Origin of the sequence: Pannonibacter sp. SL95 (assembly GCF_026672425.1) — a bacterium.
GTDB lineage: Bacteria > Pseudomonadota > Alphaproteobacteria > Rhizobiales > Stappiaceae > Pannonibacter.
The window spans coordinates 1,115,584-1,139,350 of sequence record NZ_JAPPRC010000006.1; the positions used below are offsets into that span (position 1 = coordinate 1,115,584).

Consider the following 23,767-nt stretch of genomic DNA (forward strand, 5'->3'; position numbering starts at 1 on the left):
ATGATGAATGCATGTCTAGCCCGACCGGCGCGCTCAGCGCCGCTGTGAAGGAAAGGCAGTCTCCCATGACCGATTTTGATCCCGCGTCCGCCGCACAGGCGCTGTCCCGCCGCACGTTTTTGACCGCAGGACTGACCGGAACGCTGGCAACCGGCCTTGCCGTCAGCGGCCTTGCGACGAGCGGACTGGCCTTCTCGAGCCTGGCCGCACGGGCAGGTGCACCGATGGTCGGCAGCGTGCAGCCGGGCGCGCTGCGCCGGCGGCTAGGCAAGTTCGAAGTCACCACCGTGCTCGACGGCTATCTTGAACTCTCGCCGGCGTTGATCCTCGGTTACGATCCGAAGATCGGCGATCCGCTGCGCGCGGCCGCCTTCGCGTCCGGTCCGTCGATCCAGGGCCCGGTCAACACCTTCCTCGTCAACACGGGCGAGAAGCTGGTGCTGGTCGATGCAGGCACCTCCGACAAGATGGGCCCGACGCTGGGCCATCTGCCGAAGGCGCTCGCCGCCGCCGGGGTGTCGCCGGACCAGATTGATGCGGTGCTGATCACCCACATGCATCCCGACCACATCTACGGTGTGCTGACGCCGGCCGGCCAGCCGCTGTTCCCCAATGCCGAACTGCTGCTGCCGGAACTCGACCGCGCCTTCTGGTATGACGATGCGGCGATGAATGCCGCGCCGGACCTGACGAAGAGCTTCTTCCTGGGAGCCCGGCAGGCAGCCGATGCCTATGCCAAGCGCCAGACCCTGTACAAGGCCGGCGAGGAAGTGCTGCCGGGCATCACCGCCATTGGCTTGCCCGGCCATACGCCCGGACACAGCGGCGTGCGCATCGACAGCGACGGACAGAGCCTGCTCATCGTGGCGGATCTGGTGCATGTTCCGGCCGTGCAGTTTGCCCGGCCCGAGTGGTCGGTCGCCTTTGATGTTGATCCGGCGCTGGCGGCGGCAACGCGCAAGCGGACGCTCGACATGGCGGCAGCCGATGGCTTGCTGATCGCCGGCATGCATCTGGGCTTCCCGGGGATCGGCAATGTGGCGCGGGATGGCGATGCCTTCCGCTATGTCGCGGCAAGCTGGCCCTACGCCTACTGAGGCCGTTTCGGGCCGGTTCAGGCTTGCACGCCGAGGGCGGCGAAGGACAGGAACGGAACGGGCGCTCCGAGTTGAACAGCGCCTACGTCCTCTGCCAGTTCGACGAGCCCATCCGCTGCGCGCAGGCTGGAAATGAGGCCGGAGCCCGAGCGGGCATAGAGGTCGGCAACAAGGGTTCCATCGGGGCCGGTGATGAGCCGCGCCCGGTGGAATTCACGCCGGCCAGTCTTGCGCGAGGGCAGGGAAAAGCCGGCTGCCACCATCAACCGGTGCGGCGGCGTGACCGTCGCACCGGCCCGGCGCAGCAGCAGAGGCCGGGCATAGAGCAGGAAAGAGATCATGGCCGCCACCGGGTTGCCGGGCAGGCCGATGACCTCGCAGCTGCCGATCCGCCCCAGGATCAGCCGGCGGCCAGGCTTGATGGCAAGATCCAGGATCTCGACTTGCCCGAGCGCGGCCAGCACCGAGACAAGATGATCCTCCTCGCCATGGCTCGCCCCGCCCGAGGTCAGGATGATATCTTGCGCCCCGGCCGCTTCCGAAAGGGCGATCTGAAGAGCTTCGCGCCGGTCGCCGCAGATGCCGAGATCGCTCACATCGGCGGGGTAGCTGGCCAGAAGGCTGGTCAGCAGAAAATGGTTGGCGTCATAAAGCGCGCCCGGTCGCAGCGCCGCCATGCCGGGACGCAGCAGTTCATCACCGGTCGACAGCACGCCAACACGGATTGGCGCGAAGGCGGTGAGGTCCGCGCGTCCAATCGATGCCAGCGCCGCAATGTCTTGCGGCCGGAGCCGGTCGCCTGCCTGCAGCAGCAGGTCGCCCGCCTTGAGATCTTCGCCGGCGCGGCGCCGGTTGCTGCCGCGAGGAAGGGACAGAGGCACCCGCACCTTGCGCCCATCAGGCTCTGCCAGGGTTTCGCAATCCTCCTGCATGGCGACCGTGTCGGCGCCGTCCGGCATGACGGCACCGGTAAAGATCCGTGCCGCTGCCCAGGGCGACAGGGGTGCCGAGCCGGGGTGACCGGCGGCAATACGCGCCTCCAGAGCGAACAGGCCACCTGCAGCATCGAGATCAGCATGGCGGAAGGCATAGCCATCGACTGCGGCCGTGTCGGCGGGCGGAACGTTTCGTGGGGCTGTCACGACTTCTGCCAGCACCCGGCCATGCGCCTTGCCAAGCGGCACGGTCACCCGTGCCGGTTCGGGGAGGGCGCGCGCAAGGATCCGTGCTTCAGCGGCCTCGTGGTTCAGCCGGAATGGATCCGGACGGAGGCAGTCGTTGATCTGCGCGGCCAGATGGCTGCGGGCGAGGGCCAGATCCTCCGGCGTGTTGATGTTGAAGAATGGGTCCAGCTCGCCGGGCGCTGCTGCAAAGCTGACCGACCTTGCGCCGGCGGCAGCAAGGAAGGCGCGGACGCGGCGGTTGTCCGTCTCCGCCAGGAACGCGGAAAGACCGGACAGAAGGTCCAAGGGCCAGAAGGCGACAGCAGGATGGAGGCCGGTGGCGCTCTCCGCCATCACGGGCAGGCGGCCACCGTCCGAGGCGGCAAGGAGCTGGGAGACCAGATTGGCCGGGATGAAGGGCGTATCGGCAGGGACCGTGACGATGCCGGAAACAGGTGGCGGCAGGGTGGCCGCGTAGGTCAGGCCTGCCAGGACGCCGGCCAGCGGCCCCGGATGATCCGGCAGCGTATCGGCGATGACGTCATGACCGAAGGCGGCGAAGCGGCCCGGCTCGCCATTGGCGTTGATGACGAGACGGGTCACCTGCGGTTCGAGCCGGGAGAGCAGGTGGCCTAGGACCGGCCGATGATCGAGCGGCAGCAGTCCCTTGTCTGCGCCACACAGACGCCGTGCCAGTCCACCAGCCAGCACGCAGCCAATGATCACGGTCACGGTTCGCAAGCTCCCTAGCGCTGCCGAAGCAGCCATCTGGAAGAACTAGCGTCCCGATGGCATCAGCGCCAGAGGGCATTGCCGGCGAAGCTTGACCCGGATCAACTGGCGAGCAGGGCATCCACGTGCCGGTCATCCTGGGTCAGGACGGCCAGAAGGGTTTTCATCTCGCGCGGGTGCAGGTGTCTCGACGGATTGTCGAAGGCTGCCCGGATCTCCTCGATCGCGTCGGCGCCAAGGGGCGAGGCGACACCTGCCGTCGCGAACATGTCGGAAAAGGCGCGCTCGAGGATCGGGCCCTCGCTCAGGACCCTGACATCGGTGTGCCGTGCATCGCGTGAAATCCGGCCGAAGGTCTCAAGGACATCGGCTTCGCTGCCTTCGAGCACCTGGAGGAAAACCTCACCGGTGAAGAGCAGGCAACCGCTCAGGCCGACTTGCGCGTTGTTGCGGCGAGAGTTCTGAATCAGCTGCTCCAAACCCGCCGCGATGCCTTGCGGAAACTCGGAGCGCTGCATCAGGCTCATGTAGCAGATATGATAGAGGTCCGACACGATAACAGTCCTCCTGTTAGTCTGACATATCCATCATAAATCATGAGTTCCATAGGTTTCCTGAAGCTGTCTTCGAAAATTCGAGACATTCCAGGAGTAACTCTGAAAGCTTGCCGCAGCGTCTTGCGATCAGAACTCGCGTTCTTCGCCGGTCCAGCGGAAGAAACGCCCCGTCCGCGACATGTCGAGATTGTCGGCCACATCAAGGATGCCGCTGGCGACGTCAGCAGCCGGCAGATCCGCTCCCGCGCCGCCCATGTCGGTGCGCACCCAGCCCGGGTCGATCACGGCAACGGCAATGCCCTCTGGTTCGAGGTCTGTTGCCAGGCCCTGCATCACCTTGTTGACCGCCGCCTTTGAGGCCCGATAGGCGAGCCGGTCGGATTTGGCGTAACCCATCCAAGACATCTGGCTGGAGATCGTGAGGATCCGCCCCTGGGGCGACTGGCGCAGGCGTGGCAGGAAGGCTTGTGCGACCGCAAGCGGGGCGAGGGTGTTGATCTCCAGCGTCTCGCGGAAGCCGGCAAAGTCCATCGCCAGGGCGCTCTGCCGGTCCGGCTCAGGGCCGATGACGCCGGCGTTGTTGATCAGGATGTCCAGCGGTGCGGAGCGGGAGGCTGCGACCTCGGCAACGCGTCCGTGATCGGTGACGTCAAAGACGAGGGCCGTGAAGCCCTTGCCCAGCGTGGATGCAAGATGGTCCGCCTGTTCCTGCGTCCGGCAACTGCCCTCGACGGTCCAGCCACGGGCAAGCGCGGCTTCCGCCATCGCAAGACCAATGCCGCGGTTGACGCCAGTGATGAGCAGGTTGGGCATTGTGAATTCCTGTCTTTGCGATGAAACAGGACCGCCGGGGTGTCCCCCGGCGGTCCGCAGTCCGAGCCGGACGAAATCAGAGCGTGATGCGGTAGCGGGCAAATCCTTCGGCACCATCGCCGGCCGGTTCAATCACGACACCCTTCACGTTGGCAAGATGTGCCTTGCCGCCAGGGCCTGTGTCAAACAGGACCGAGGTTCCGGGCATTGGCACGAACGACCAGTTCGCGTCAGCCGACGGGTTGATGGTGCCCTTGTCGACAATGTAACGCACCAGGACGTCGCGGTTGGTGTCGGGGCCGACGAAGACGACGACCTTGTCGTTGATGCCCGGGAAATTGCCGCCGCCGCTTGCCCGGTAATTGTTGGTCGCGACGATGAACCGGGCCGCCAGATCGATCGGCGCGCCATTGAAGCGCAGGTCGGTGATGCGGTTTGCATCGGCATTCACGACCTCACCCTTGTCGTTGTACTTCGAGGGTTGGGTCAGGTCGATCCGGTAGGTGACGCCGTCGATGATGTCGAAATTGTAGCTCGGGAAAGCCGGGTCGATCAGCGCCTGATCCTTTTCGCCCGCCTTCACCTGAAGGAAGATGCCAGCGGAGCGTTCCAGCCACTCCTTGACGTCCTTGCCGGTGATGGCAACGGCCCGCACGGTGTTCGGGTAGAGATAGAGGTCGGCGACATTCTTGATCGCCACCGCGCCGACGGGGACGTCGGTGTAATAGTCCGGACCGCCACGGCCACCGGCCTTGAAGGGGGCAGCGGCAGACAGGACCGGCAGGCCGGCCCATTCGGTGCCTTTCAGCATCTCGGAGATGTACCAGGTCTGGGCCTGCGAGACGATTTGCACGCTCGGATCATCGGCAACAAGCGCAAAATAGGAATGCAGCGGCGCTTCGGTCTTGCCAACCGGACGGCGGACATAGGCCAGGGTCGCTTCGTGGTCATCCTTCACCGCGTCCAGAACGTCCTGCTGGCTTTCGACCAGCGGCACGTTGTTGCGGCCGTCCTTCTTGTAGATTGGCCGGGCTTCGGTGGCAAAGCCGGTGATCTTCCAGCTGTTTCCGTCGCGGGCAAGCATCAGGTCGATGACGCCGAGATGCGAGCCCCAGAAGCCGCCCATGGCCGCCGGCTTGCCGAACAGGGTGCCCTTCTCGGCATCGACGCCGGCAAGGTTGGCATAGGCCGGACCAGGGAACACAAGGTGATGGTGGCCGCAGAACACGGCGTCGATGCCCTCGACCGCCGCCAGATGCAGCGAGGCATTTTCCATCCCGTCCGCATAGGCATCGGCGCTGATGCCCGAGTGGGACAGGGCGATGACGAGATCACAGCCCTGTTCGCGCATCTCCGGGACAAAGGCCTTTGCCGTCGCGACGATGTCGCGCGCATTGGCGCTGCCTTCCAGATGCTTGCGGTCCCAGTTCATGATCTGTGGCGGCACGAAGCCGATGAAGCCGAGGCGGATCGGATGGGTCTTGCCGGCACCATCGCGCAGTTCCCGGTCCAGGATGACATAGGGCTTCAGGAACAGGCTGTCCTGACGCGGGCTGGCCGTCAGCTGCCCCTTGACCAGGTTGGCGCAGACAAACGGGAAGTTGGCGCCTGCCAGAACCTTCGACATGAACTCGAGGCCATAGTTGAACTCATGGTTGCCGAGCGTTGCCGCGTCATAGCCAAGGACATTCATGCCCTTGATCACCGGGTGAATGTCGCCGTCCTTCAGACCGCGCTCGTAGGCAACGAAATCGCCCATGGGGTTGCCCTGCAGGAAGTCACCATTGTCGACGAGGACAGAGTTGGCGGCCTCGTTGCGGATCTGCCGGATGAGGCTTGCCGTGCGCGCCAGGCCGGCTGTGTCCATCGGCTTGTCGGAATAATAGTCATACGGGAACACGTGGACATGAAGGTCGGTCGTTTCCATCAGGCGCAGATGCGCCGTGCCTTCCGCTGCGCGCAGGGAATAGGGGTGCAGGACGGCCGAGAAGCCGGTTGCCGCCGCGCCAGCCAGGAAGCCGCGCCGGGACAGGGAAGGAAAATAGGAAGCTGACATGTCGGGTGTCTCCTTGATCCGCTGGCCACCCTTCACATGGTCCCCGGCCAGCCCGGTCATGGTCATTCGAATGACTGGGCAAAACAATCGAAAACTGGCGGGGCAACCGAGGGTCGCACTGCGACAAACACGCCATGTCCACATAACAGCCTGATGAACCTCGCCGTTCATGTGGATGATGCAATTGACGGGACGGTTCGACGGACTAGGTTAGGGCAACAGGCTGGCGTTGAGACCGGCTGCAAGACAACAGGGACCGGTGGTCGGATGAGCGAAGCAATCAAGGCGGCAGTACTCGAAGCGCTGGGACGGATTTCCGGCCCTGATGGAACCGGGAACCTCGTCAGTCTGGGGCTGGTGTCGGATGTCTTTGTCTCCGACGGCCGTGTGGCCTTCTCGATCACCGTTCCCGCCGACCGCGCCCGCGCGCTCGAGCCACTGCGCCTGGCGGCGGAGACGGCCGTGAAGGCCGTTCCGGGCGTTGAGAAGGCCATGGTGGCCCTGACAGCCGAACGTCAGCCGGGCAGCGCGCAGGCGGCAAGGCCCGCGGCAGCGCGCGGCGGCAGGGCAGGGGCACTCTCACGGGCACTCACATGGGCATTCGCACGCTCCCGCTCAGGGGCAGCGGGCCGGTGGTCCGACCAAGGCGGGCGTGCCGGGTGTCGCGCATATCATCGCGGTTGCCTCGGGCAAGGGCGGGGTCGGCAAGTCGACCACCACGGCCAACATCGCGCTGGGCATGAAGGCCAATGGCCTCAGGGTCGGCGTGCTGGATGCCGACATCTACGGCCCCTCGGTGCCGCGTCTCTTTGGCGTGTCCGGCCGTCCGGAACAGGTCGAAGGCCGCATCCTGAAGCCTCTGGAAGCCCATGGCATCAAGGTCATGTCCATCGGCTTCATGGTCGAGGAAGACACGCCCATGATCTGGCGTGGCCCGATGGTCATGTCGGCGCTGACCCAGATGCTCAGGGAAGTGGCCTGGGGCGAGCTGGATGCACTGGTCGTCGACATGCCTCCGGGCACCGGTGATGCGCAGCTGACCATGGCGCAACAGGTGCCGCTGTCGGGTGCCGTGATCGTCTCGACGCCGCAGGATCTGGCCCTGATCGACGCCCGCAAGGGCCTCAACATGTTCCGCCGTGTCGACGTGCCGGTGCTCGGCATCGTTGAGAACATGAGCTATTTCGTCGCCCCTGACACGGGCAAGCGCTACGACATCTTCGGTCATGGCGGCGCCAGGGCCGAGGCGGAACGGCTGGACATTCCGTTCCTGGGTGAAGTCCCGCTCGACATGGACATCCGCATCAACTCCGACAATGGCACACCGATTGTCGTGGCAGATCCGGATGGTGCGCATGCCGCTGTCTACCGCGACATCGCGGCAAAGGTCTGGGCGGAGGTGTCGCGGCCGCTGGGCGAAGTGCGCCGGGCGGCGCCGGCCATCGTGTTCGACTGAAACCGATTGCGGAAAAAGCGCCCGGACCAGCCGGTCCGGGCGCAAAACCGGCCTAAATCCATTGAAGAAACCGCGTCGATCGGGTTCAGCCCGGTTGACGGACGCCGCGAAAACGCGGAAAAGCGAGGGGTTCCTGCCGCCATTTGCCCTGTCCCCAGGCGGCTTTCTCCCTTTTCAGGATCCGACCGTGGACCTCAAGGAAAATGGCAAGGCCATTTTGGCGATGCTGGTGGCGATGGCTGCTTTCATCGGCAACGACGCATTGGTCAAGATCGTCTACGAGACGGTCCAGCTCGGCCAGATCATCGTGGTGCGCGGCCTGATCGCGATCATCATGATCATCATCCTGTCCTATGCGACCGGCGTCCACCGCGAATTCCGCCATCTGGCGAACTGGATGGTGTTCCTGCGCGCGCTGGGCGAGGTGGGGGCAACGCTGTGCTATCTCATTGCGCTGATGCACATGCCCATCGCCAACATCACCGCGATCCTGCAGGTGTTGCCGCTGATGGTGACAGGTGCCGCCGCCATCTTCCTCGGCGCACCTGTCGGGTGGCGGCGCTGGACCGCCATCGGCGTTGGTTTTCTCGGCGTCCTCATCATCGTGCGCCCCGGTGTCGAAGGCTTTGACCAGTGGTCGATCCTGGCCCTCGTCGGTATCCTCTTCATGGTGCTGCGCGACCTGACGACCCGGATGATGCCTGTTGAAGTGCCGACCTTCGGCGTGACGCTGGTCACCTGTGCCGGCGTGCTGCTGCTCGGCTTTGGCGTAGTCGGCGTCGAGGGCTGGGAGCCGATGACCCTGGTTGACCTTGCCTATCTGGCCGCGGCTGCCGCCTGCCTGCTCGCCGGATATGTTCTGCTGATCGTTGCCATGCGCATCGGTGACATTTCGCTGGTCTCGCCGTTCCGCTATTCGATCATCGTCTGGGCGATCATGATCGGCTACTTTGTCTGGGGTGATGTTCCCGATGCCCTGACGCTGCTGGGCACAGCCATCGTGGTCGCGACCGGCATCTACACGGTGCTGCGCGAACGACGCGTGGCTCAGCTTGCCCGATCAGAACAACCGCGCTGAGCCAGGCGTGCCGAACAAGGACGGGCAGCCCATGTGGCGCCCCGCAGTCAGGTCATTCGCATGAACCAGCAGATGCAGAAATCCGGAGAGCCTGCTGACCAGCCGCTGCCGCGGCCGTCAATGGCGATCCTGGTCGCCATTTCGACCGTCAATCCGCTGGCGCTGAACATCTATCTGCCGTCGCTGGCAGGGATGATCGCGGCCTTCAACACGACCTCAGCGCAGGTGCAGCTGACCATGTCGCTGTACATGGCCGCCGTGGGCGTCACGCAGATTTTCCTCGGGCCTTTGTCTGACCGCTATGGCCGCCGTCCGGTGGTCATCGGCGGGATGGCCGTGTTCGTGGTCGGGACGCTCATCTGCCTTGCAGCGCCCGACATCAACACCCTGATCGCCGGCCGCATCATCCAGGCCATGGGCGGCTGCGCCGGGCTGGTGCTCGGCCGGGCCATCGTGCGCGACCTGTTCGAACGGGAACGTGCCGCCAGCATGATCGGCTACGTCACCATGGGCATGGCCGTCGGGCCGATGTTTGCCCCCGCCATCGGCGGTGCGCTCGACGGGCACTTCGGCTGGCAGGGCGGGTTCTATCTCATGCTGGCCATTGGCGTGATCATTCTGGTGGCTGCCTGGTTCGACCTGCACGAGACGCACCACAACCGCACGCGCGGGCAGGGCTTTGGCGGGCTGGTCGCCAGCTACCGGGCGCTGGGCTCCGAACGGCTGTTCTGGGCCTATGCCGCGACCTCGATGTTCACGTCCTCGGTCTATTTCGCCTTCCTGGGCGGCGCTCCCTTCATCGCGGCCTCGGTTCTGGGCATGTCGCCCGTCGTCATGGGGCTATACTTCATGCTGGTCGCGGCCGGCTACATCGTCGGCAACGGCCTGTCCGGACGTTACGCGCAGCGCATCGGTGTGATCCGGATGATCACCGCCGGATCGCTGATGCCGCTCATTGCCGTCGTGCTGGTCGCAGCGCTGTTTGGCGCCGGCGTGGTGCATCCGCTGTCGCTGTTCCTGCCCATGCTGCTGGTGGGACTTGGCAACGGGCTTTGCCTGCCGAGTGCGATTGCCGGGGCTGTCAGCGTGCGCCCAGATCTCGCAGGCGCGGCCTCGGGCCTCGTCGGCAGCATGCAGATCGGACTGGGCGCTGTCTCGTCGGCGCTGGTTGCGTTCCTGCTGTCCGATGGCATGTATCCGGCAACCACCTGGCCGCTTGCCGCGGTCATGGGAGTTTGCGTCGTGATGACGCTGGTGGCCGTGGTGGCGGCCGCGATGCTGGAACGGCGCAGCGACTGATCAGCCGCCGGTGACGCTCATGTGGCGGGCGACGGCCGGTCTTTTTGTCCGCCGGTCGATGATGAAATCATGCCCCTTCGGCTTGCGGCCGATGGCCTCGTCGATGGCCCGTGCGATCAGCTCATCGCCCTCCGAAGCGCGCAAGGCCGCGCGCAGGTCGGCGCTGTCGTCCTGGCCAAGGCACATGTAGAGCATGCCGGTGCAGGTGACGCGCACCCGGTTGCAGGTTTCGCAGAAATTATGCGTCATCGGCGTAATGAAGCCGATGCGACCGCCGGTTTCCGCAACCTGCATGTAGCGGGCCGGGCCGCTGGTCTTGTACGGGATATCCGTCAAGGTAAAGCGTTCGGCCAGACGGGCCCGAACCAGGCTCAGCGGCAGGTACTGATCCGTGCGGTCGCCGTCGATGTCGCCCATGGGCATGGTTTCGATCAGTGTGAGATCGTGACCCCCAGCATGGGCCCACTCGAGCATGGGCACGATCTCGTCCTCGTTGACGCCCTTCAGCGCCACCATGTTGAGCTTGACCGCAATACCGGCCTCTTGCGCGGCGCGGATGCCGTCCATGACCTTGCCGAAATCGCCCCAGCGGGTGATTGCGCGGAAGCGGTCCGGATCCAGCGTATCAAGGGACACGTTGATGCGCCGGACGCCAGCCTCCGCCAGCTCGCCGGCATAGCGGGCGAGCTGCGAGCCGTTGGTGGTCAGCGTCAGCTCCTCGAGAGCTCCGGATTTCAGATGCCGGGAGAGGGAGCGGATCAGGTCAAGGATGCCCTTGCGCACCAGCGGCTCGCCGCCGGTCAGGCGAAGCTTGCCGACGCCCTTGGCAATGAAGGCCGTGCAGAGCCGGTCCAGTTCCTCAAGCGTCAGGATCTCGCGCTTGGGCAGGAAGGTCATGTCTTCCGCCATGCAATAGACGCAGCGGAAATCGCAGCGGTCGGTGACCGAAACGCGCAAATAGGACACGGCGCGACCGAAGGGGTCGATCATCTGGGGACGGACAGCCGGCTGGGGCGTCGCAAAGGACGGCACAGCTCGTGGCAGGATGATCTCCTCCATGCGTCTCTCCCTCATTCCCGGGGGCGTCGGTCCCGGGGTCACGTCGTTCTGTTCCACCAAACATATTGCATTTTTGCCGCCGGGCAAGGGCTGTGCTGGCAGGTGATCCTGAACTGTCGCACAAGCGTATCAGCACGAACACTGTCAAACCGACCTGCAGCAATCAGAGCCTCCCATGACCACCATCGTCTGGTTCCGCCAGGACCTGCGCCTTGCCGACAACCCCGCACTTGCCGAAGCGTTTGCCAATGGCCCGGTGCTGCCGCTCTACATTGTCGAAACGCCGGAGCAGGCCGCAGACAGCCATCCCATGACCGGGGCGAGCCAGTGGTGGCTGCACCACAGCCTCAAGGCGCTGGATGCGGACCTTGGCACCCTCGGCGGACGCCTCGTGGTGATGGAAGGACCAGCCGAAACGGCGCTGGAACGGGCGGTGGCGCAAAGCGGCGCAACGGCGATCCACTGGAACCGCTGCTACGAGCCGCATGCGATTGCCCGCGACAAGCACCTGAAGACCCGGTTCAGCGCCGATGGCCTCAGCGTACGCAGCTTCAACGCCAGCCTGTTGCATGAACCCTGGGACGTGGAAACCAAGACCGGCGGCCCGTTCAAGGTCTATTCGCCCTTCTGGCGGGCGGCCCTGACCCGGCCGGTCGCGGCGCCCCTGCCGCGCGCCAGTGGCCGCCTTGTCAGCCCGGACGGGCTGGGCCGGCCCCTGGACAGCTTTGGCCTGACGCCGAGCAAGCCCGATTGGGCAGCTGGATGGCTGGACCTGTGGCAGCCGGGCGAGGCCGGGGCCAGTGCGCTGCTTGGCACGTTCCTCGAGGAGGGGCTGAAAGGCTATGGCGAGTTGCGCAATCGCCCGGACCTTCCCAATGTCTCGCGCCTGTCACCGCATCTGCATTTCGGCGAGATCTCGCCGCGCCAGGTCTGGGCCGCAACCCGGCTCTACACCGACATGCATCCCGCGTTCGCCAAGGACGGCGACAAGTTCCTGTCCGAGATCGGCTGGCGCGAGTTTGCCTATCACTTGCTCTACCACTTCCCGACCCTGCCGGCGAAGAACTGGAAGCCAGCATTCGATGCCTATCCCTGGCGCGAGAGCGAGGCCGACCTGAAGGCCTGGCAGCGCGGCATGACCGGCTATCCGATGGTGGATGCGGGAATGCGGGAACTCTGGGCCACCGGCTACATGCACAACCGGGTGCGCATGCTGGTCGCCTCCTTCCTGATCAAGCATCTCCGGCTCGACTGGCGGCACGGCGAGGCCTGGTTCCGTGACACGCTGCTGGACGCGGACCTTGCCAACAATTCGGCCAGCTGGCAGTGGGTGGCCGGCAGCGGCGCTGATGCCGCGCCTTACTTCCGCATCTTTGCACCCGTCGGGCAGGGGCAGAAGTTCGATCCGGACGGCACCTATGTCCGGCGCTGGTGCCCGGAACTGGCGCGGCTGCCGATCGAATTCCTGCACGCCCCCTTCGAGGCTCCGGACCGGGTGCTGAAGGCAGCTGGTGTCGTGCTGGGCAAGACCTATCCCCGGCCGATCGTCGATCACGCCGCCGCCCGCGCGGCAGCGCTCGCCGGCTATGAAGCCGTTAAAGAGGCAGGTGGCGTCGCCGCCGAATAGACTTACCCGCGCGTAGCCACCGGATGGGTCTATTCAGCCGCCTGTGTGCGGGCGATGTCCGCCGGAATGCGGAAATCCAGCAGCGCGGCGAGGTCCCGCGCCTCCTGGCCGATGAGCTCGAATTCGGCCGAGGTGGCGAAGGTGCGCGCAAGGCTCCAGAAGTTGGGCTGGGCAAAATGCGGCTGCATCGCTGCAAGGCTCTCAGGTTCGCGCCCGAGCACAAGCCGGTAGGCCGCGCGGATCTCCGCTTCGCTGCGTGGTGCACCCGCCGGTGCCGACCCTTCCGGCAGCCGGCCGGTCAGCACCATCTGCGCCAGCGTGGCAAGGCCAGTGGCGCGGGCGGCCAGGCGCGACAGGGCCACGCTGGCGCCGCCGCCGTACCAGATGAAATCGTCGAACACATTGGCACCGAGACCAAACCGGTCGGCCAGCTCGCGGCGGGTCTGATGCAGGTAGAAGCGGTTGAGCCCGTCAAACTGCATCGCCGTGTAGCCAAGATCCTGCAGCTGCCGGTCCACCTCGTTTTCGGCGACAGACCCCTCGCTGTGGACGGTTGTCTCGATGGCCACGACCCACGGGCGCACGGGCGAGGTGCCCCAGCTCGCCAGCACGTCCTGTTCCATGCCCTCCACATCGATCTTCAGCCAGTGCACCTCGCCGGGGGCGGCATTCAGCACCTCGGCCAGGGACAGCGCCGGCACGGTCAGCGCCACGGCACTGTGACCGGCTGCGGCATGCGCGGCGGCGACATCCGCCCGGCCTGTCGAGAGCCCGCTGGTGCCATCGATGCGGTGGAAGGTGACGCTGCCCGGGCTGGTGGACAGGGCCACTTCGAACACCCGGTCACCAGGACGCGCGGCGCGGAGCGCTGCGGCCATTTCCGGCAGCGGCTCGACATGGAAGCCGCGCCAGCCCTTGCGATAGAAGCCGAGGGAAACGGAATCCTGCACCGGATGGGCGGCCCCCACGTCAATGTAAAAACCGGCCTCGACATCGCGCAGCACGCGCCAGAGAAGGACATCCTCAAGGTTCTGGAAAAAGGATTCAAAGCGCATCTGGCAGGTCCGGGCATAAATCTGGTGCGCAACTAATGATATCGCGTCGCATGTCTGGCAAGCGATATCGCGGCTGTGCTTGACCTGTGCACGCAAGACACTAGGTTCTGAAGCGATTTTGCATCGCTGCACTCCCGCCCCTTGCCTCTGGATTTTCTCCATGACCACGCCCTGGCCCACCGAACTTCGCCTCTCCAAGGACAAGAAGACCCTGACGGTCGCCTTCGACACCGGCGAGAAGCATGACTACAGCGCGGAATATCTCAGGGTCTGCTCGCCTTCGGCCGAGGTGCAGGGACATAATCCGTCGCAGAAGATCACGGTTCCGGGCAAGCGCGACGTGATGATCCTGAGCGTCGAGCCCGTGGGCAACTACGCCGTCCGCCTGCATTTCGACGACCTGCACCAGACGGGCATCTACACCTGGCCCTATTTCCTCGACCTCGCCCGCAATCCGGACAAGCACTGGGGCGTCTATCTGACGGAACTTGAGGCCAAGGGCCTGTCGCGGGATCGGTGAGGCTAGGAAATTTTACTCGTCGCTCCTGCGCAGGCAGGAGACCAGGAATCAGGTGTGACTTGTCTCCCTCGGACGTCATCCCCGCCTTGTGCGGGGATCAAGCGCTCGGGTCCGGCTGGTCTGGGATCTATGAGAGCGTCCAGGCAGAATGGATCCCCGCACAAGGCGGGGATGACCGCAAAGGGTAGGCAAGTCCGTGGCAAGAACCCGGGTGCGGCAATCGCGTTCGGCAGGCCGCTTGGACCGGGCCGGACGAGAGGGCTGGTGCCCTCTCTTGCGACCTTACCGCTTGACGACGACCGTCGCGCCGATGTCGACGTTTTCGTAGAGGTGCTCGACGTCCTCGTTGGCAAGGCGGATGCAGCCGGAGGACACGGCCGAGCCAATGGTCCAGGGCTGGTTGGTGCCGTGGATGCGGTAGATCGTCGAGCCGATGTACATGGCGCGGGCACCGAGCGGATTGTTGATGCCGCCGACCATATGCGCGGGCAGGATACGGCCCTTGGCGCGTTCGCGGGCGCGCATCTGCGGCGGCGGGGTCCAGCCCGGCCACTCGGCCTTGCGCGTGACCTTGTGCACGCCGGACCACTGCATGCCTTCCTTGCCGACGCCAACGCCATACTTCATCGCCCGGCCGCCTTCGCGCACGTGGTAGAGACGGCGCTCCTTGGTGTCGACAACGATGGTGCCCGGCGCATAAGTGCCGGAATAGCTGACCATCTCGCGCTCGATCGGCGAGCGGCCGGACCCGGTGCCCGGTCCGTAGCTTTCCCACTGCTTGGTCACCGGATCATAGAAGCGGCCCGCCTGGGCGCCTGCCGCTGACGTGCCAGCCACAAGTGCAACGGCGGCCAGAAGACCGATCATCTTGCGCATTGAAAGTGCTCCCCACACACAGCGCCACCCCGGCGCCTGTCTCCAAATCCCGCCGCAGACTAGAGCATGCGTCTTTCTACCAACTTAACGCAAGGGGATTGGGTTTTACGTCGGGTTTGACCGGCCTTGCTCGTGCTCAGAACTTTTTGCGTGTCAGCCGGTCGGGCGGAGCCGGAGCGTCGCCGAAGGATCTGCAAAACGACGCAGGGCCCCGGCGGGGCCCTTGATGTTGGTCATCAACCTCGGCGTCACCGGCGTCATCCCGGCCAAGCGAAGCGCCGAGCCGGGACCGGAGAGCAGAGGTGTCGATCGTACAATGAACAGGGAGCCGATAAGCTCAGGCTCTCCGGTCCCGGGTCTCCGCTGTGCTCTCGCCCGGGGTTGTTTGTTGTCCGAGGTGCTAGGGTAAAGGGGAAGCTGCGACCCTTAACCCGCAGCTTCAGCGTCAGGCGACCGTCCCGGGGTCGGGTTTTCACCCGCTGTCATCATGGCTCCCTGACGCTTCCCTTTTCCCGCTTGGAGAGTTGATTGGGCCTCTGGCTGACACCCACGCCCGCAAACAATCCGAAGCACGTCAAGGATAGCACGGCCATGCCCGCCCTGCAGCAGCCTCCCGCCCATGTCTGCGGCTTCGATGTCGCCAAGGACAGCATCACCGCCTTCGACACCGCCACCGGCCGTGTCACGACCTTCCCCAACCGCTCCGCCAGCATCCGCAAGGCGCTGACAGGCCTGTCGGCCGACTGCCTGTGCGTGTTGGAGCCGACCGGCGGCCACGAGCGCCTGCTGGTGGGCGAACTGACGGCAGCAGGCCTTGCCTGCCACCGGGCCGATACCGTTAAGGTCAAGGCATTCAGCCGGTCCTTCGGCCGTCTTGCCAAGACAGACGCCATCGATGCCCAGGCTCTGGCCCGCTATGGCGAGGAGCGCTGGAAGACACTCGCCCTGGTCACGCCGGCCGATGAGACCCAGAGCACACTCGCCAGCCTCAATGCCCGCCGTCAGGAGCTTCTCGCCCTCAAGGTGGCCGAGCAGAACCGCTCAAAGATCCCCGGAGAGGGACCTGGCATCGCGATCATCCGCCGCTCCTGCCAGGTCATCCTGCGGGCGATCCTGCACGAGATCGAGGCCATCGACGCCGCCATCGAGGCGCTCGTCGACGCCTCGCCGCAGCTCGCCCGCCGGATCGAGGTCTGCTGCTCCCTGCCGGGCGTGGGCAAGCGCACCGCCATCACCCTCGCCGCAACCATGCCGGAACTGGGAACGATGGACCGGCGCCAGGCCGCAAGCCTCGCCGGGGTCGCCCCTCATCCCAAGGACAGCGGAACCCTCAAGGGATATCGCCGGATGCATGGCGGACGCTCCACCGTCAAGCCGGCCCTCTTCATGGCCGCCTTGTCCGCAAGCCGCGCAAACGGGCCATTAAAAGAGGTCTATCAAAGGCTTATCAACAACGGGAAGAAGCCAATCCTCGCAATCTCCGCCCTCATGCGAAAGATCATCGTCATCCTGAACGTAAGGATCAGGCAAAACGCACAACAACAGAGTTGATGACGGATGGTGAGGTCGTTGGAAGTGGCGAAGGGCCCCGGCGGGGCCCTTCGAAATCAGCTGATCAGTTCAGGACTACACCTCATCCCAGGTTCAGTTCCTTGAAGAAGTCGTTGCCCTTGTCGTCGACGACGATGAAGGCCGGGAAGTCTTCGACTTCGATCTTCCAGATCGCTTCCATGCCGAGTTCGGGGTAGGCGACGACCTCGACCTTCTTGATGCAGTCCTGGGCAAGACGGGCGGCCGGGCCACCGATGGAGCCGAGGTAGAAGCCGCCATGGGCCTGGCAGGCGCGGCGGACGGCAGGGGAACGGTTGCCCTTGGCCAGCATCACCATGGAGCCGCCCGCAGCCTGGAACTGGTCGACATAGGCATCCATACGCCCGGCTGTGGTCGGGCCGAAGGAGCCGGAGGGCATGCCTTCCGGGGTCTTGGCGGGGCCGGCGTAATAGATCGGGTGGTTCTTGAAGTAGTCCGGCAGCGGCTCGCCGGCCTCCAGCCGCTCGCGGAGTTTCGCGTGGGCCAGATCGCGGGCGACGATCAGCGGACCGGTCAGCGACAGGCGGGTCTTGATCGGGTGACGCGACAGCTCGGCCAGGATCTCCGGCATCGGCCGGGTCAGGTCGATCTTGACGACGGCGTCGGAGAGATGGTCGTCGGTGATCTCCGGCATGTATTTCTCCGGATGCATCTCCAGCTGCTCGAGGTAGATGCCATCCTTGGTGATCTTGCCGACGGCCTGACGGTCGGCCGAGCAGGAGACGCCGATGCCGATCGGCAGCGACGCGCCGTGGCGCGGCAGGCGGATGACGCGGACGTCGTGGCAGAAGTACTTGCCGCCGAACTGCGCACCGACGCCGGTCGCCTGGGTCAGCTTGTGGATCTCGGCTTCCATCTCAAGGTCGCGGAAGGCGTGGCCAAGCTCGGAGCCATGAGTTCACCATGGTCCCGTGGCGGCCAATGATTGATCGCCAGCTTGGCCGTGAGGTCAGCGGCATTGTGCAAGGTGGGTCGGTATCGTGGCAGTTGGGAAGACAGAGGGGATTGGGCCTGTAACAGGCATCAACGGTCGTATCACGTTTTCAGGGACGGCTCCGCTGCGACGATCGTGGATACGAAATCCATCACTGCGCGTACAGCGGGCGTCTTGCGGAGATCGCGATGCACGGCAATCCAGATGTCGCGCGAGAAGGTCGGAGCGTCCGCTTCGAGACGAACGAGATCAGGATCGCGATCCCCGATGAAAGAAGGAAGTCCCGCGACGCCCGCACCCGCGCGTGCGGCGATCAGGTGCCCGCTTATATCGTTCAGTTCACAGGCCACAGGTCGGTCCCCGGCGATATCAAGCAGCCAGCCTTGTTGCGGCATATCTGCGAAGCTTTGGTCATAGGCGATGAACTGCCAATGATCCGGCCTTTCCAGATTTGCATAGGCACGGTGAGCATAGAGAGCGAAGTCCATCTTCCCGATCCTACGCGCCACGTTGCCCGTTTCGGTCGGGTGTACGAGCCGAACAGCAACATCGGCTTCTCGATGGCTCAGAGAGACTTGTTTGGCCTCGGCCGCGAGCGAAAGTCGGATATCGGGATACTCTGCGCGAAAACGAGGCAGGTGTCGCGCTAGCAGATGGGCAACCAGAACCGGTGGCGCGCTGAGCGTGACGCGACCGACAAGCGGGGCACGGGCAGCCATTGCCAAGCGAGCGATGCCGTTTGCTTCGGCCTCCATATCAGCCGCTCGCTCAAACACCTGATTGCCAATCGCTGTCAATCGGCAGGAGCGTGGCAGCCGATCAACAAGCCTCACGTCGAGCGCGGCTTCAAGAGCCGCAAGCCGACGACTGACGGTGGCGTGATCGACTTTCAGGCTTCGTGCTGCGCCAGAAAGCGTGCCGCAACGCGCTAGGGCAAGAAAGTGACGAATATCTTCCCAATCGGCCATCTGTGCAAAAACTCCGGCATCACTGGCAAAAATATAGAATTTTCGCACAGACGTGGCCAGCGTATTTCCAAGGCAAAGTCAGTTTTCTGGATTGCCGCACATGTCTTCGAACACCACACGATCAAATCTTACGCTGATCGGCTCAGCCATCGGCTTTGTCGTCGTTCTCCTCGATGTCAGCGTCGTCAACGTCGCTCTCGATGCCTTTCGCAGTCGTTTTTCGACCAATGTCGCCGGACTCGAATGGGTCGTTAACTCCTACACCTTGATCTTCGCAGCCTTGCTCCTGATGGCTGGCGCACTCGGCGACCGCTTCGGTGCCCGCAAGATCTTTCTCGCCGGCTTCATCCTGTTCACCCTGGCATCGGTCGCCTGTGGATTGGCGCCAACGCTGACAGCATTGATAGCGGCACGGATCGTTCAGGGCGCAGGGGCAGCACTGCTCGTTCCCAATTCGCTCTCGATCATCCAGCAGGCGTTTCCCGATCAGGAAGCACGCAGCCGCGCCGTAGGCTGGTGGGGAGCAGCGGGCGGTATTGCGCTTGCAGCCGGGCCAGTCGCCGGAGGTTTCCTCGTCGAGCATTTCGGCTGGCGCAGCATCTTTCTCATCAACCTGCCGATCGGGTTGATCGGTTTGGCGATGACACTCCGCTTTGCTCGTCCAAGCCCCGCCAATCCGCAACGCGCGCTTGATATGTTGGGAACGGCAACAGCTACCATCGCGCTCTCTGCTCTGGCGATGGCGTTGATGGACGCCGGCCACCTCGGCTGGACTCACCCGAGAATTGTCACCGCGCTTCTGGTCGCGATCATCAGCGCGGCAGCATTTTTCGCGATTGAGGCGAAGAAACCGGCGCCGATGCTGCCGCTATCCCTGTTCAAGACGCGAGCGTTCACGATTGCATCCGTCAGCGGCGTGCTCGTCAATTTCGCCTACTACGGTCTGATCTTCGTGTTCAGCCTGTTTTTCCAGTGGCAGATGAACCTGTCTCCGCAAATGACGGGCCTCGCGTTCCTGCCCATGACGGTTGTTCTGATGGTGATGAACATTCTCGCTGGCCGTCTCATCACGCGCCTGGGCGCCCGACGGCTGATGATTTTGGGGCAATCAGTTGCAGCGTTTGGATATCTGCTGCTCATTCCAGCTGTCTGGACAGACGCTTACGCGGCATTGATCGCGCCCATGCTCATCGCGGCAAGCGGCATCGCCTTGATGGTGCCAACAATGACGAACCTCACGCTGTCGTCGGTGGAAGCCTCTCGCGCGGGCATTGCGTCGGGTGTGCTTAATACAGCCCGGCAAATCGGCGGAATGTTGGGGGTCGCGGTCTGCGGTTATCTCGTTCGAGACAACACGCCGGCTGCATTTGCAGCGGGGATGTATCTGTCTCTCGTCAGCGCTGCCGGGCTTCTCCTATCGGGCGTCCTTCTGTCGTTCCTCGGGCTGAGTCCGAAACAAGCGCCCAACCGGATCTCCAGCCGGTAGGGAGATCACCGCCATGCGTCAGCGGTCCATGCGATCCATTGTTCAGGGGCGGATGTCAAACGCGAGGCTCGCCCGTCCTCAACAGGAAGTCCCGTACATAAACCACGCGCGGATGACGCAACGCCGGCTTGTTCCAGGCGAGATAGAGCGTGTTTTCCGGTGTCGCGCCCTGTGTCGGGAGCACGGCGAGTTGGCCGGCCTTGACTGCATCCGCGCAGAGATAGTCGGGCAGCACCGTCCAGCCTGCACCAGCCTTCGCCATTTCCAGCAGAAGGCGCAGGTCCGGCGCGGTTGCCGCTGCCTGCATCTCCGGAGTCTTGTCGAACACGCGCTGGAAGAACTCGCGCACCAGCGGCAGGGTCTCGCCATAGGCGATGCACGGCAGGCCGCACAGGAAGTCGGCCGTCACGCTTCTGGCCTTCGCCCGCTCGGCGAGGCTCGGGGCCGCCACCGGCAGCAAGCGTTCACGCCCCAATTCCGCGAACCCATGCGCCTTGCCTTCGGGTGGCGAGGCTGTGACGGCCAGATCGGCATGGCCCTCGTCGAGCGCGGCATAGATGCGCGCGCGATCCCCGGTCTGGATGCGCAGCCGCAAGCCTTCGCCGGTCAGCGGCGCGAGCCTCGGCGCAATCCGCAGCGACAGGTATTCAGCGGGGCCGACGATATGCACCGTGCCGCTCAAGCGGGAAGAGCGCGCCTGCGCCGCGCCCATCGACGCCGCCATCGAGGCGCTCGTCGACGCCTCGCCGCAGCCCGCCCGCCGGATCGAGGTCTGCTGCTCCCTGCCGGGCGTGGGCAAGCGCACCGCCATCACCCTCGCCGCAACCATGCCGGAACTGGGAACGATGGACCGGCGCCAGGCCGCAAGCCTCGCCGGGGTCGCCCCTCATCCCAAGGACAGCGGAACCCTCAAGGGATATCGCCGGATGCATGGCGGACGCCCCACCGTCAAGCCGGCCCTCTTCATGGCCGCCTTGTCCGCAAGCCGCGCAAACGGGCCATTAAAAGAGGTCTATCAAAGGCTTATCAACAACGGGAAGAAGCCAATCCTCGCAATCTCCGCCCTCATGCGAAAGATCATCGTCATCCTGAACGTAAGGATCAGGCAAAACGCACAACAACAGAGTTGATGACGGATGGTGAGGTCGTTGGAAGTGGCGAAGGGCCCCGGCGGGGCCCTTCGAAATCAGCTGATCAGTTCAGGACTACACCTCATCCCAGGTTCAGTTCCTTGAAGAAGTCGTTGCCCTTGTCGTCGACGACGATGAAGGCCGGGAAGTCTTCGACTTCGATCTTCCAGATCGCTTCCATGCCGAGTTCGGGGTAGGCGACGACCTCGACCTTCTTGATGCAGTCCTGGGCAAGACGGGCGGCCGGGCCGCCGATGGAGCCGAGGTAGAAGCCGCCATGGGCCTGGCAGGCGCGGCGGACGGCCGGGGAACGGTTGCCCTTGGCCAGCATCACCATGGAGCCGCCGGCGGCCTGGAACTGGTCGACATAGGCATCCATGCGGCCGGCCGTGGTCGGACCGAAGGAGCCGGAGGGCATGCCTTCCGGGGTCTTGGCGGGGCCGGCGTAATAGATCGGGTGGTTCTTGAAGTAGTCCGGCAGCGGCTCGCCGGCCTCCAGCCGCTCGCGGAGTTTCGCGTGGGCCAGATCGCGGGCGACAATCAGCGGACCGGTCAGCGACAGGCGGGTCTTGATCGGGTGACGCGACAGCTCGGCCAGGATCTCCGGCATCGGCCGGGTCAGGTCGATCTTGACGACGGCGTCGGAGAGATGGTCGTCGGTGATCTCCGGCATGTATTTCTCCGGATGCATCTCCAGCTGCTCGAGGTAGATGCCATCCTTGGTGATCTTGCCGACGGCCTGACGGTCGGCCGAGCAGGAGACGCCGATGCCGATCGGCAGCGACGCGCCATGGCGCGGCAGGCGGATGACGCGCACATCGTGGCAGAAGTACTTGCCGCCGAACTGGGCGCCGACGCCGGTCGCCTGGGTCAGCTTGTGGATCTCGGCTTCCATCTCAAGGTCGCGGAAGGCGTGGCCAAGCTCGGAGCCCTGCGTCGGCAGGGTGTCGAGATAGCGGGCGGAGGCGAGCTTCACCGCCTTCAGGCACATTTCGGCCGAGGTGCCGCCGATGACGATGGCAAGGTGATACGGAGGGCAGGCGGCCGTGCCGAGCGTCAGGATCTTTTCCTTCAGGAAATCGATCATGCGGTCGTGGGTCAGTAGCGACGGCGTGCCCTGGAACAGGAAGGTCTTGTTGGCCGAGCCACCGCCCTTGGCCATGAACAGGAACTTGTAGGCGTTCTCGCCCTCGGAATAGAGCTCGATCTGCGCCGGCATGTTGTTGGAGGTGTTCTTCTCCTCGAACATGGAAATCGGTGCCAGCTGCGAGTAGCGCAGGTTGCGCTTGAAATAGGCATCGCGGGCGCCTTCGCCGAGCGCTTCCTCGTCGCTGCCGTCGGTCCAGACGCAGCGGCCCTTCTTGCCCATGACGATGGCCGTGCCGGTGTCCTGGCACATCGGCAGGACGCCGCCGGCCGAGATGCTGGCGTTCTTCAGGAGGTCGAAGGCCACGAACTTGTCGTTGTCGGTCGCCTCCGGGTCATCGAGGATGGCCTTGAGCTGGGCGAGATGCCCGGGACGCAGGTAGTGGTTGATGTCGATGAAGGCCTGCTCGGCCAGAAGCCGCAGCCCCTCGCGCTCGACGACCAGCATTTCCTTGCCGTTGAAGCTGGCCGTCGAGACGTGGTCGGACGTCAGCTTGCGATAGGTCGTCTTGTCCTCGCCAAGCGGGAACATGGCGCTGTGACGATAGTCCGGAGCGGTGACAGGAGCGTTCATCGGGGTCTCTTTCCTGGCGGCCGTGCTTCGTGATTGGAACGGCTCAAAACGGGATGGCCTTCTTTACGGCAAAATGGCCGGTCCCGCCAAGCGGGTCCGGCCTCGGGTCGCTAACAAACCTTTTCCCTGTCATCCCGGCCCAGCTGAGCGTCAGCGAAGCGCCGAGCCGAGGTGACATCTCGGCCGGGGGCATTCACCATGCAATGGCACGCATTTCCTGGAAGCGGGCCCTCCCTCCGTGCGCGCCCGGCCCGAGCAACATCCTCTCCGTGTCACCCCGGCCGAGCATCGCGAGAGCCGGGGCCAACTCGCTTCCAGAGCGATGCGGTAATTGCAGCAGCGTTGCGGCAGGCATCGCGCGCCATCTCCGCAGCCTGTGGTGCGACCCTGCCAGTCTCTGCTGCTCTGCGAACGAGTAGGCCCCGGGTCTCCGCTGCGCTCCGCCCGGGGTTGTTTGTTGTCCGTGGTGCTAGGGTAAAGGGGAAGCTGCGACCCTTAACCCGCAGCTTCAGCGTCAGGCGACCGTCCCGGGGTCGGGTTTTCACCCGCTG

18 protein-coding genes and 3 pseudogenes are annotated in these 23,767 nt (G+C 64.6%); 10 read left to right on the top strand and 11 right to left on the bottom strand.

What is annotated here, in order from left to right:
* The first annotated feature begins 65 nt into the window (after window positions 1-65).
* Entirely contained in the window at window positions 66-1,097 is a 1,032-nt protein-coding gene (locus OVA12_RS22095) for an MBL fold metallo-hydrolase (RefSeq protein ID WP_268140828.1), read from the top strand.
* A 17-nt stretch (window positions 1,098-1,114) separates the two neighbouring features.
* On the opposite strand, the gene mobA is transcribed toward OVA12_RS22095, so the two are convergent.
* The 4 genes from mobA to OVA12_RS22115 form a co-directional block, all read right to left on the bottom strand.
* The gene (mobA, locus tag OVA12_RS22100) at window positions 1,115-2,992 is read right to left on the bottom strand and encodes a molybdenum cofactor guanylyltransferase MobA (protein WP_268140830.1); all 1,878 of its coding nucleotides are present in this window, start codon (window positions 2,990-2,992) and stop codon (window positions 1,115-1,117) included.
* 101 nt (window positions 2,993-3,093) lie between these two features.
* Window positions 3,094-3,546 (bottom strand): BLUF domain-containing protein, encoded by a 453-nt coding sequence (locus tag OVA12_RS22105; RefSeq protein ID WP_268140832.1) that lies wholly within the window; start codon window positions 3,544-3,546, stop codon window positions 3,094-3,096.
* 129 nt (window positions 3,547-3,675) lie between these two features.
* Window positions 3,676-4,362 (bottom strand): SDR family oxidoreductase, encoded by a 687-nt coding sequence (locus OVA12_RS22110; protein ID WP_268140834.1) that lies wholly within the window; start codon window positions 4,360-4,362, stop codon window positions 3,676-3,678.
* Window positions 4,363-4,438: 76 nt separating this feature from the next.
* A complete protein-coding gene (locus OVA12_RS22115) occupies window positions 4,439-6,418 on the bottom strand; it encodes a bifunctional 2',3'-cyclic-nucleotide 2'-phosphodiesterase/3'-nucleotidase (protein WP_268141484.1) in 1,980 nt (659 codons plus the stop codon).
* A gap of 267 nt (window positions 6,419-6,685) precedes the next feature.
* Between OVA12_RS22115 and OVA12_RS22120 the strand changes: the two are divergent.
* The 3 genes and pseudogenes from OVA12_RS22120 (at window position 6,686) to OVA12_RS22130 (ending at window position 10,251) form a co-directional block, all read left to right on the top strand.
* Window positions 6,686-7,874, top strand: a pseudogene (locus tag OVA12_RS22120) (Mrp/NBP35 family ATP-binding protein).
* A 187-nt stretch (window positions 7,875-8,061) separates the two neighbouring features.
* Window positions 8,062-8,952 (top strand): DMT family transporter, encoded by an 891-nt coding sequence (locus OVA12_RS22125; RefSeq protein ID WP_268140836.1) that lies wholly within the window; start codon window positions 8,062-8,064, stop codon window positions 8,950-8,952.
* Window positions 8,953-9,012: 60 nt separating this feature from the next.
* Window positions 9,013-10,251 carry a multidrug effflux MFS transporter gene (locus tag OVA12_RS22130; protein WP_106754878.1) on the top strand — a complete coding sequence of 413 codons (1,239 nt, stop codon included), beginning with the start codon at window positions 9,013-9,015 and terminating at the stop codon, window positions 10,249-10,251.
* Here OVA12_RS22130 and moaA read toward each other — a convergent pair whose 3' ends face one another.
* Window positions 10,252-11,241 (bottom strand): GTP 3',8-cyclase MoaA, encoded by a 990-nt coding sequence (gene moaA, locus OVA12_RS22135; protein WP_268141485.1) that lies wholly within the window; start codon window positions 11,239-11,241, stop codon window positions 10,252-10,254.
* A gap of 244 nt (window positions 11,242-11,485) precedes the next feature.
* Here moaA and OVA12_RS22140 point away from each other — a divergent pair, with 244 nt between their 5' ends.
* The gene (locus tag OVA12_RS22140) at window positions 11,486-12,937 is read left to right on the top strand and encodes a cryptochrome/photolyase family protein (RefSeq protein ID WP_268140839.1); all 1,452 of its coding nucleotides are present in this window, start codon (window positions 11,486-11,488) and stop codon (window positions 12,935-12,937) included.
* 29 nt (window positions 12,938-12,966) lie between these two features.
* Here OVA12_RS22140 and OVA12_RS22145 read toward each other — a convergent pair whose 3' ends face one another.
* On the bottom strand, window positions 12,967-13,992 hold the full coding sequence (locus OVA12_RS22145) for an FkbM family methyltransferase (protein ID WP_268140841.1): 1,026 nt from the start codon (window positions 13,990-13,992) through the stop codon (window positions 12,967-12,969).
* A gap of 160 nt (window positions 13,993-14,152) precedes the next feature.
* Between OVA12_RS22145 and OVA12_RS22150 the strand changes: the two genes are divergently transcribed.
* Complete coding sequence (locus tag OVA12_RS22150) at window positions 14,153-14,512, top strand: DUF971 domain-containing protein (RefSeq protein ID WP_268140844.1); 360 nt, start codon at window positions 14,153-14,155, stop codon at window positions 14,510-14,512.
* 282 nt (window positions 14,513-14,794) lie between these two features.
* Here OVA12_RS22150 and OVA12_RS22155 read toward each other — a convergent pair whose 3' ends face one another.
* Window positions 14,795-15,388, bottom strand: a complete 594-nt coding sequence (locus OVA12_RS22155) for a L,D-transpeptidase (protein ID WP_268140846.1) — start codon at window positions 15,386-15,388, stop codon at window positions 14,795-14,797.
* Between the two features lie 591 nt (window positions 15,389-15,979).
* Between OVA12_RS22155 and OVA12_RS22160 the strand changes: the two genes are divergently transcribed.
* The gene (locus OVA12_RS22160) at window positions 15,980-16,939 is read left to right on the top strand and encodes an IS110 family transposase (protein WP_268140849.1); all 960 of its coding nucleotides are present in this window, start codon (window positions 15,980-15,982) and stop codon (window positions 16,937-16,939) included.
* 82 nt (window positions 16,940-17,021) lie between these two features.
* Here OVA12_RS22160 and OVA12_RS22165 read toward each other — a convergent pair.
* Window positions 17,022-17,876 (bottom strand): annotated as a pseudogene (locus OVA12_RS22165) (FumA C-terminus/TtdB family hydratase beta subunit); the annotation flags it as partial.
* On the opposite strand from OVA12_RS22165, the pseudogene OVA12_RS22170 reads away from it, so the two are divergent.
* Window positions 17,864-17,995: pseudogene (locus tag OVA12_RS22170) on the top strand (DUF3363 domain-containing protein); the annotation flags it as partial. The pseudogenes OVA12_RS22165 and OVA12_RS22170 sit on opposite strands and share 13 nt — an antisense overlap.
* 18 nt (window positions 17,996-18,013) lie before the next feature.
* Here the strand turns inward: OVA12_RS22170 and OVA12_RS22175 are convergent.
* Window positions 18,014-18,880 carry a LysR family transcriptional regulator gene (locus OVA12_RS22175; protein ID WP_268140851.1) on the bottom strand — a complete coding sequence of 289 codons (867 nt, stop codon included), beginning with the start codon at window positions 18,878-18,880 and terminating at the stop codon, window positions 18,014-18,016.
* Between the two features lie 100 nt (window positions 18,881-18,980).
* On the opposite strand from OVA12_RS22175, the gene OVA12_RS22180 reads away from it, so the two are divergent.
* Window positions 18,981-20,366, top strand: coding sequence for an MFS transporter (locus OVA12_RS22180; RefSeq protein WP_268140853.1), 1,386 nt, complete (start codon window positions 18,981-18,983; stop codon window positions 20,364-20,366).
* 55 nt (window positions 20,367-20,421) lie between these two features.
* Here OVA12_RS22180 and OVA12_RS22185 read toward each other — a convergent pair whose 3' ends face one another.
* Complete coding sequence (locus OVA12_RS22185; RefSeq protein ID WP_268140854.1) at window positions 20,422-21,048, bottom strand: substrate-binding domain-containing protein; 627 nt, start codon at window positions 21,046-21,048, stop codon at window positions 20,422-20,424.
* Here OVA12_RS22185 and OVA12_RS22190 point away from each other — a divergent pair.
* Complete coding sequence (locus OVA12_RS22190) at window positions 21,038-21,496, top strand: transposase (protein WP_268140855.1); 459 nt, start codon at window positions 21,038-21,040, stop codon at window positions 21,494-21,496. The genes OVA12_RS22185 and OVA12_RS22190 overlap by 11 nt on opposite strands.
* Before the next feature lie 82 nt (window positions 21,497-21,578).
* On the opposite strand, the gene OVA12_RS22195 is transcribed toward OVA12_RS22190, so the two are convergent.
* The gene (locus tag OVA12_RS22195; RefSeq protein WP_268140856.1) at window positions 21,579-23,216 is read right to left on the bottom strand and encodes a fumarate hydratase; all 1,638 of its coding nucleotides are present in this window, start codon (window positions 23,214-23,216) and stop codon (window positions 21,579-21,581) included.
* Window positions 23,217-23,767: the final 551 nt, after the last annotated feature.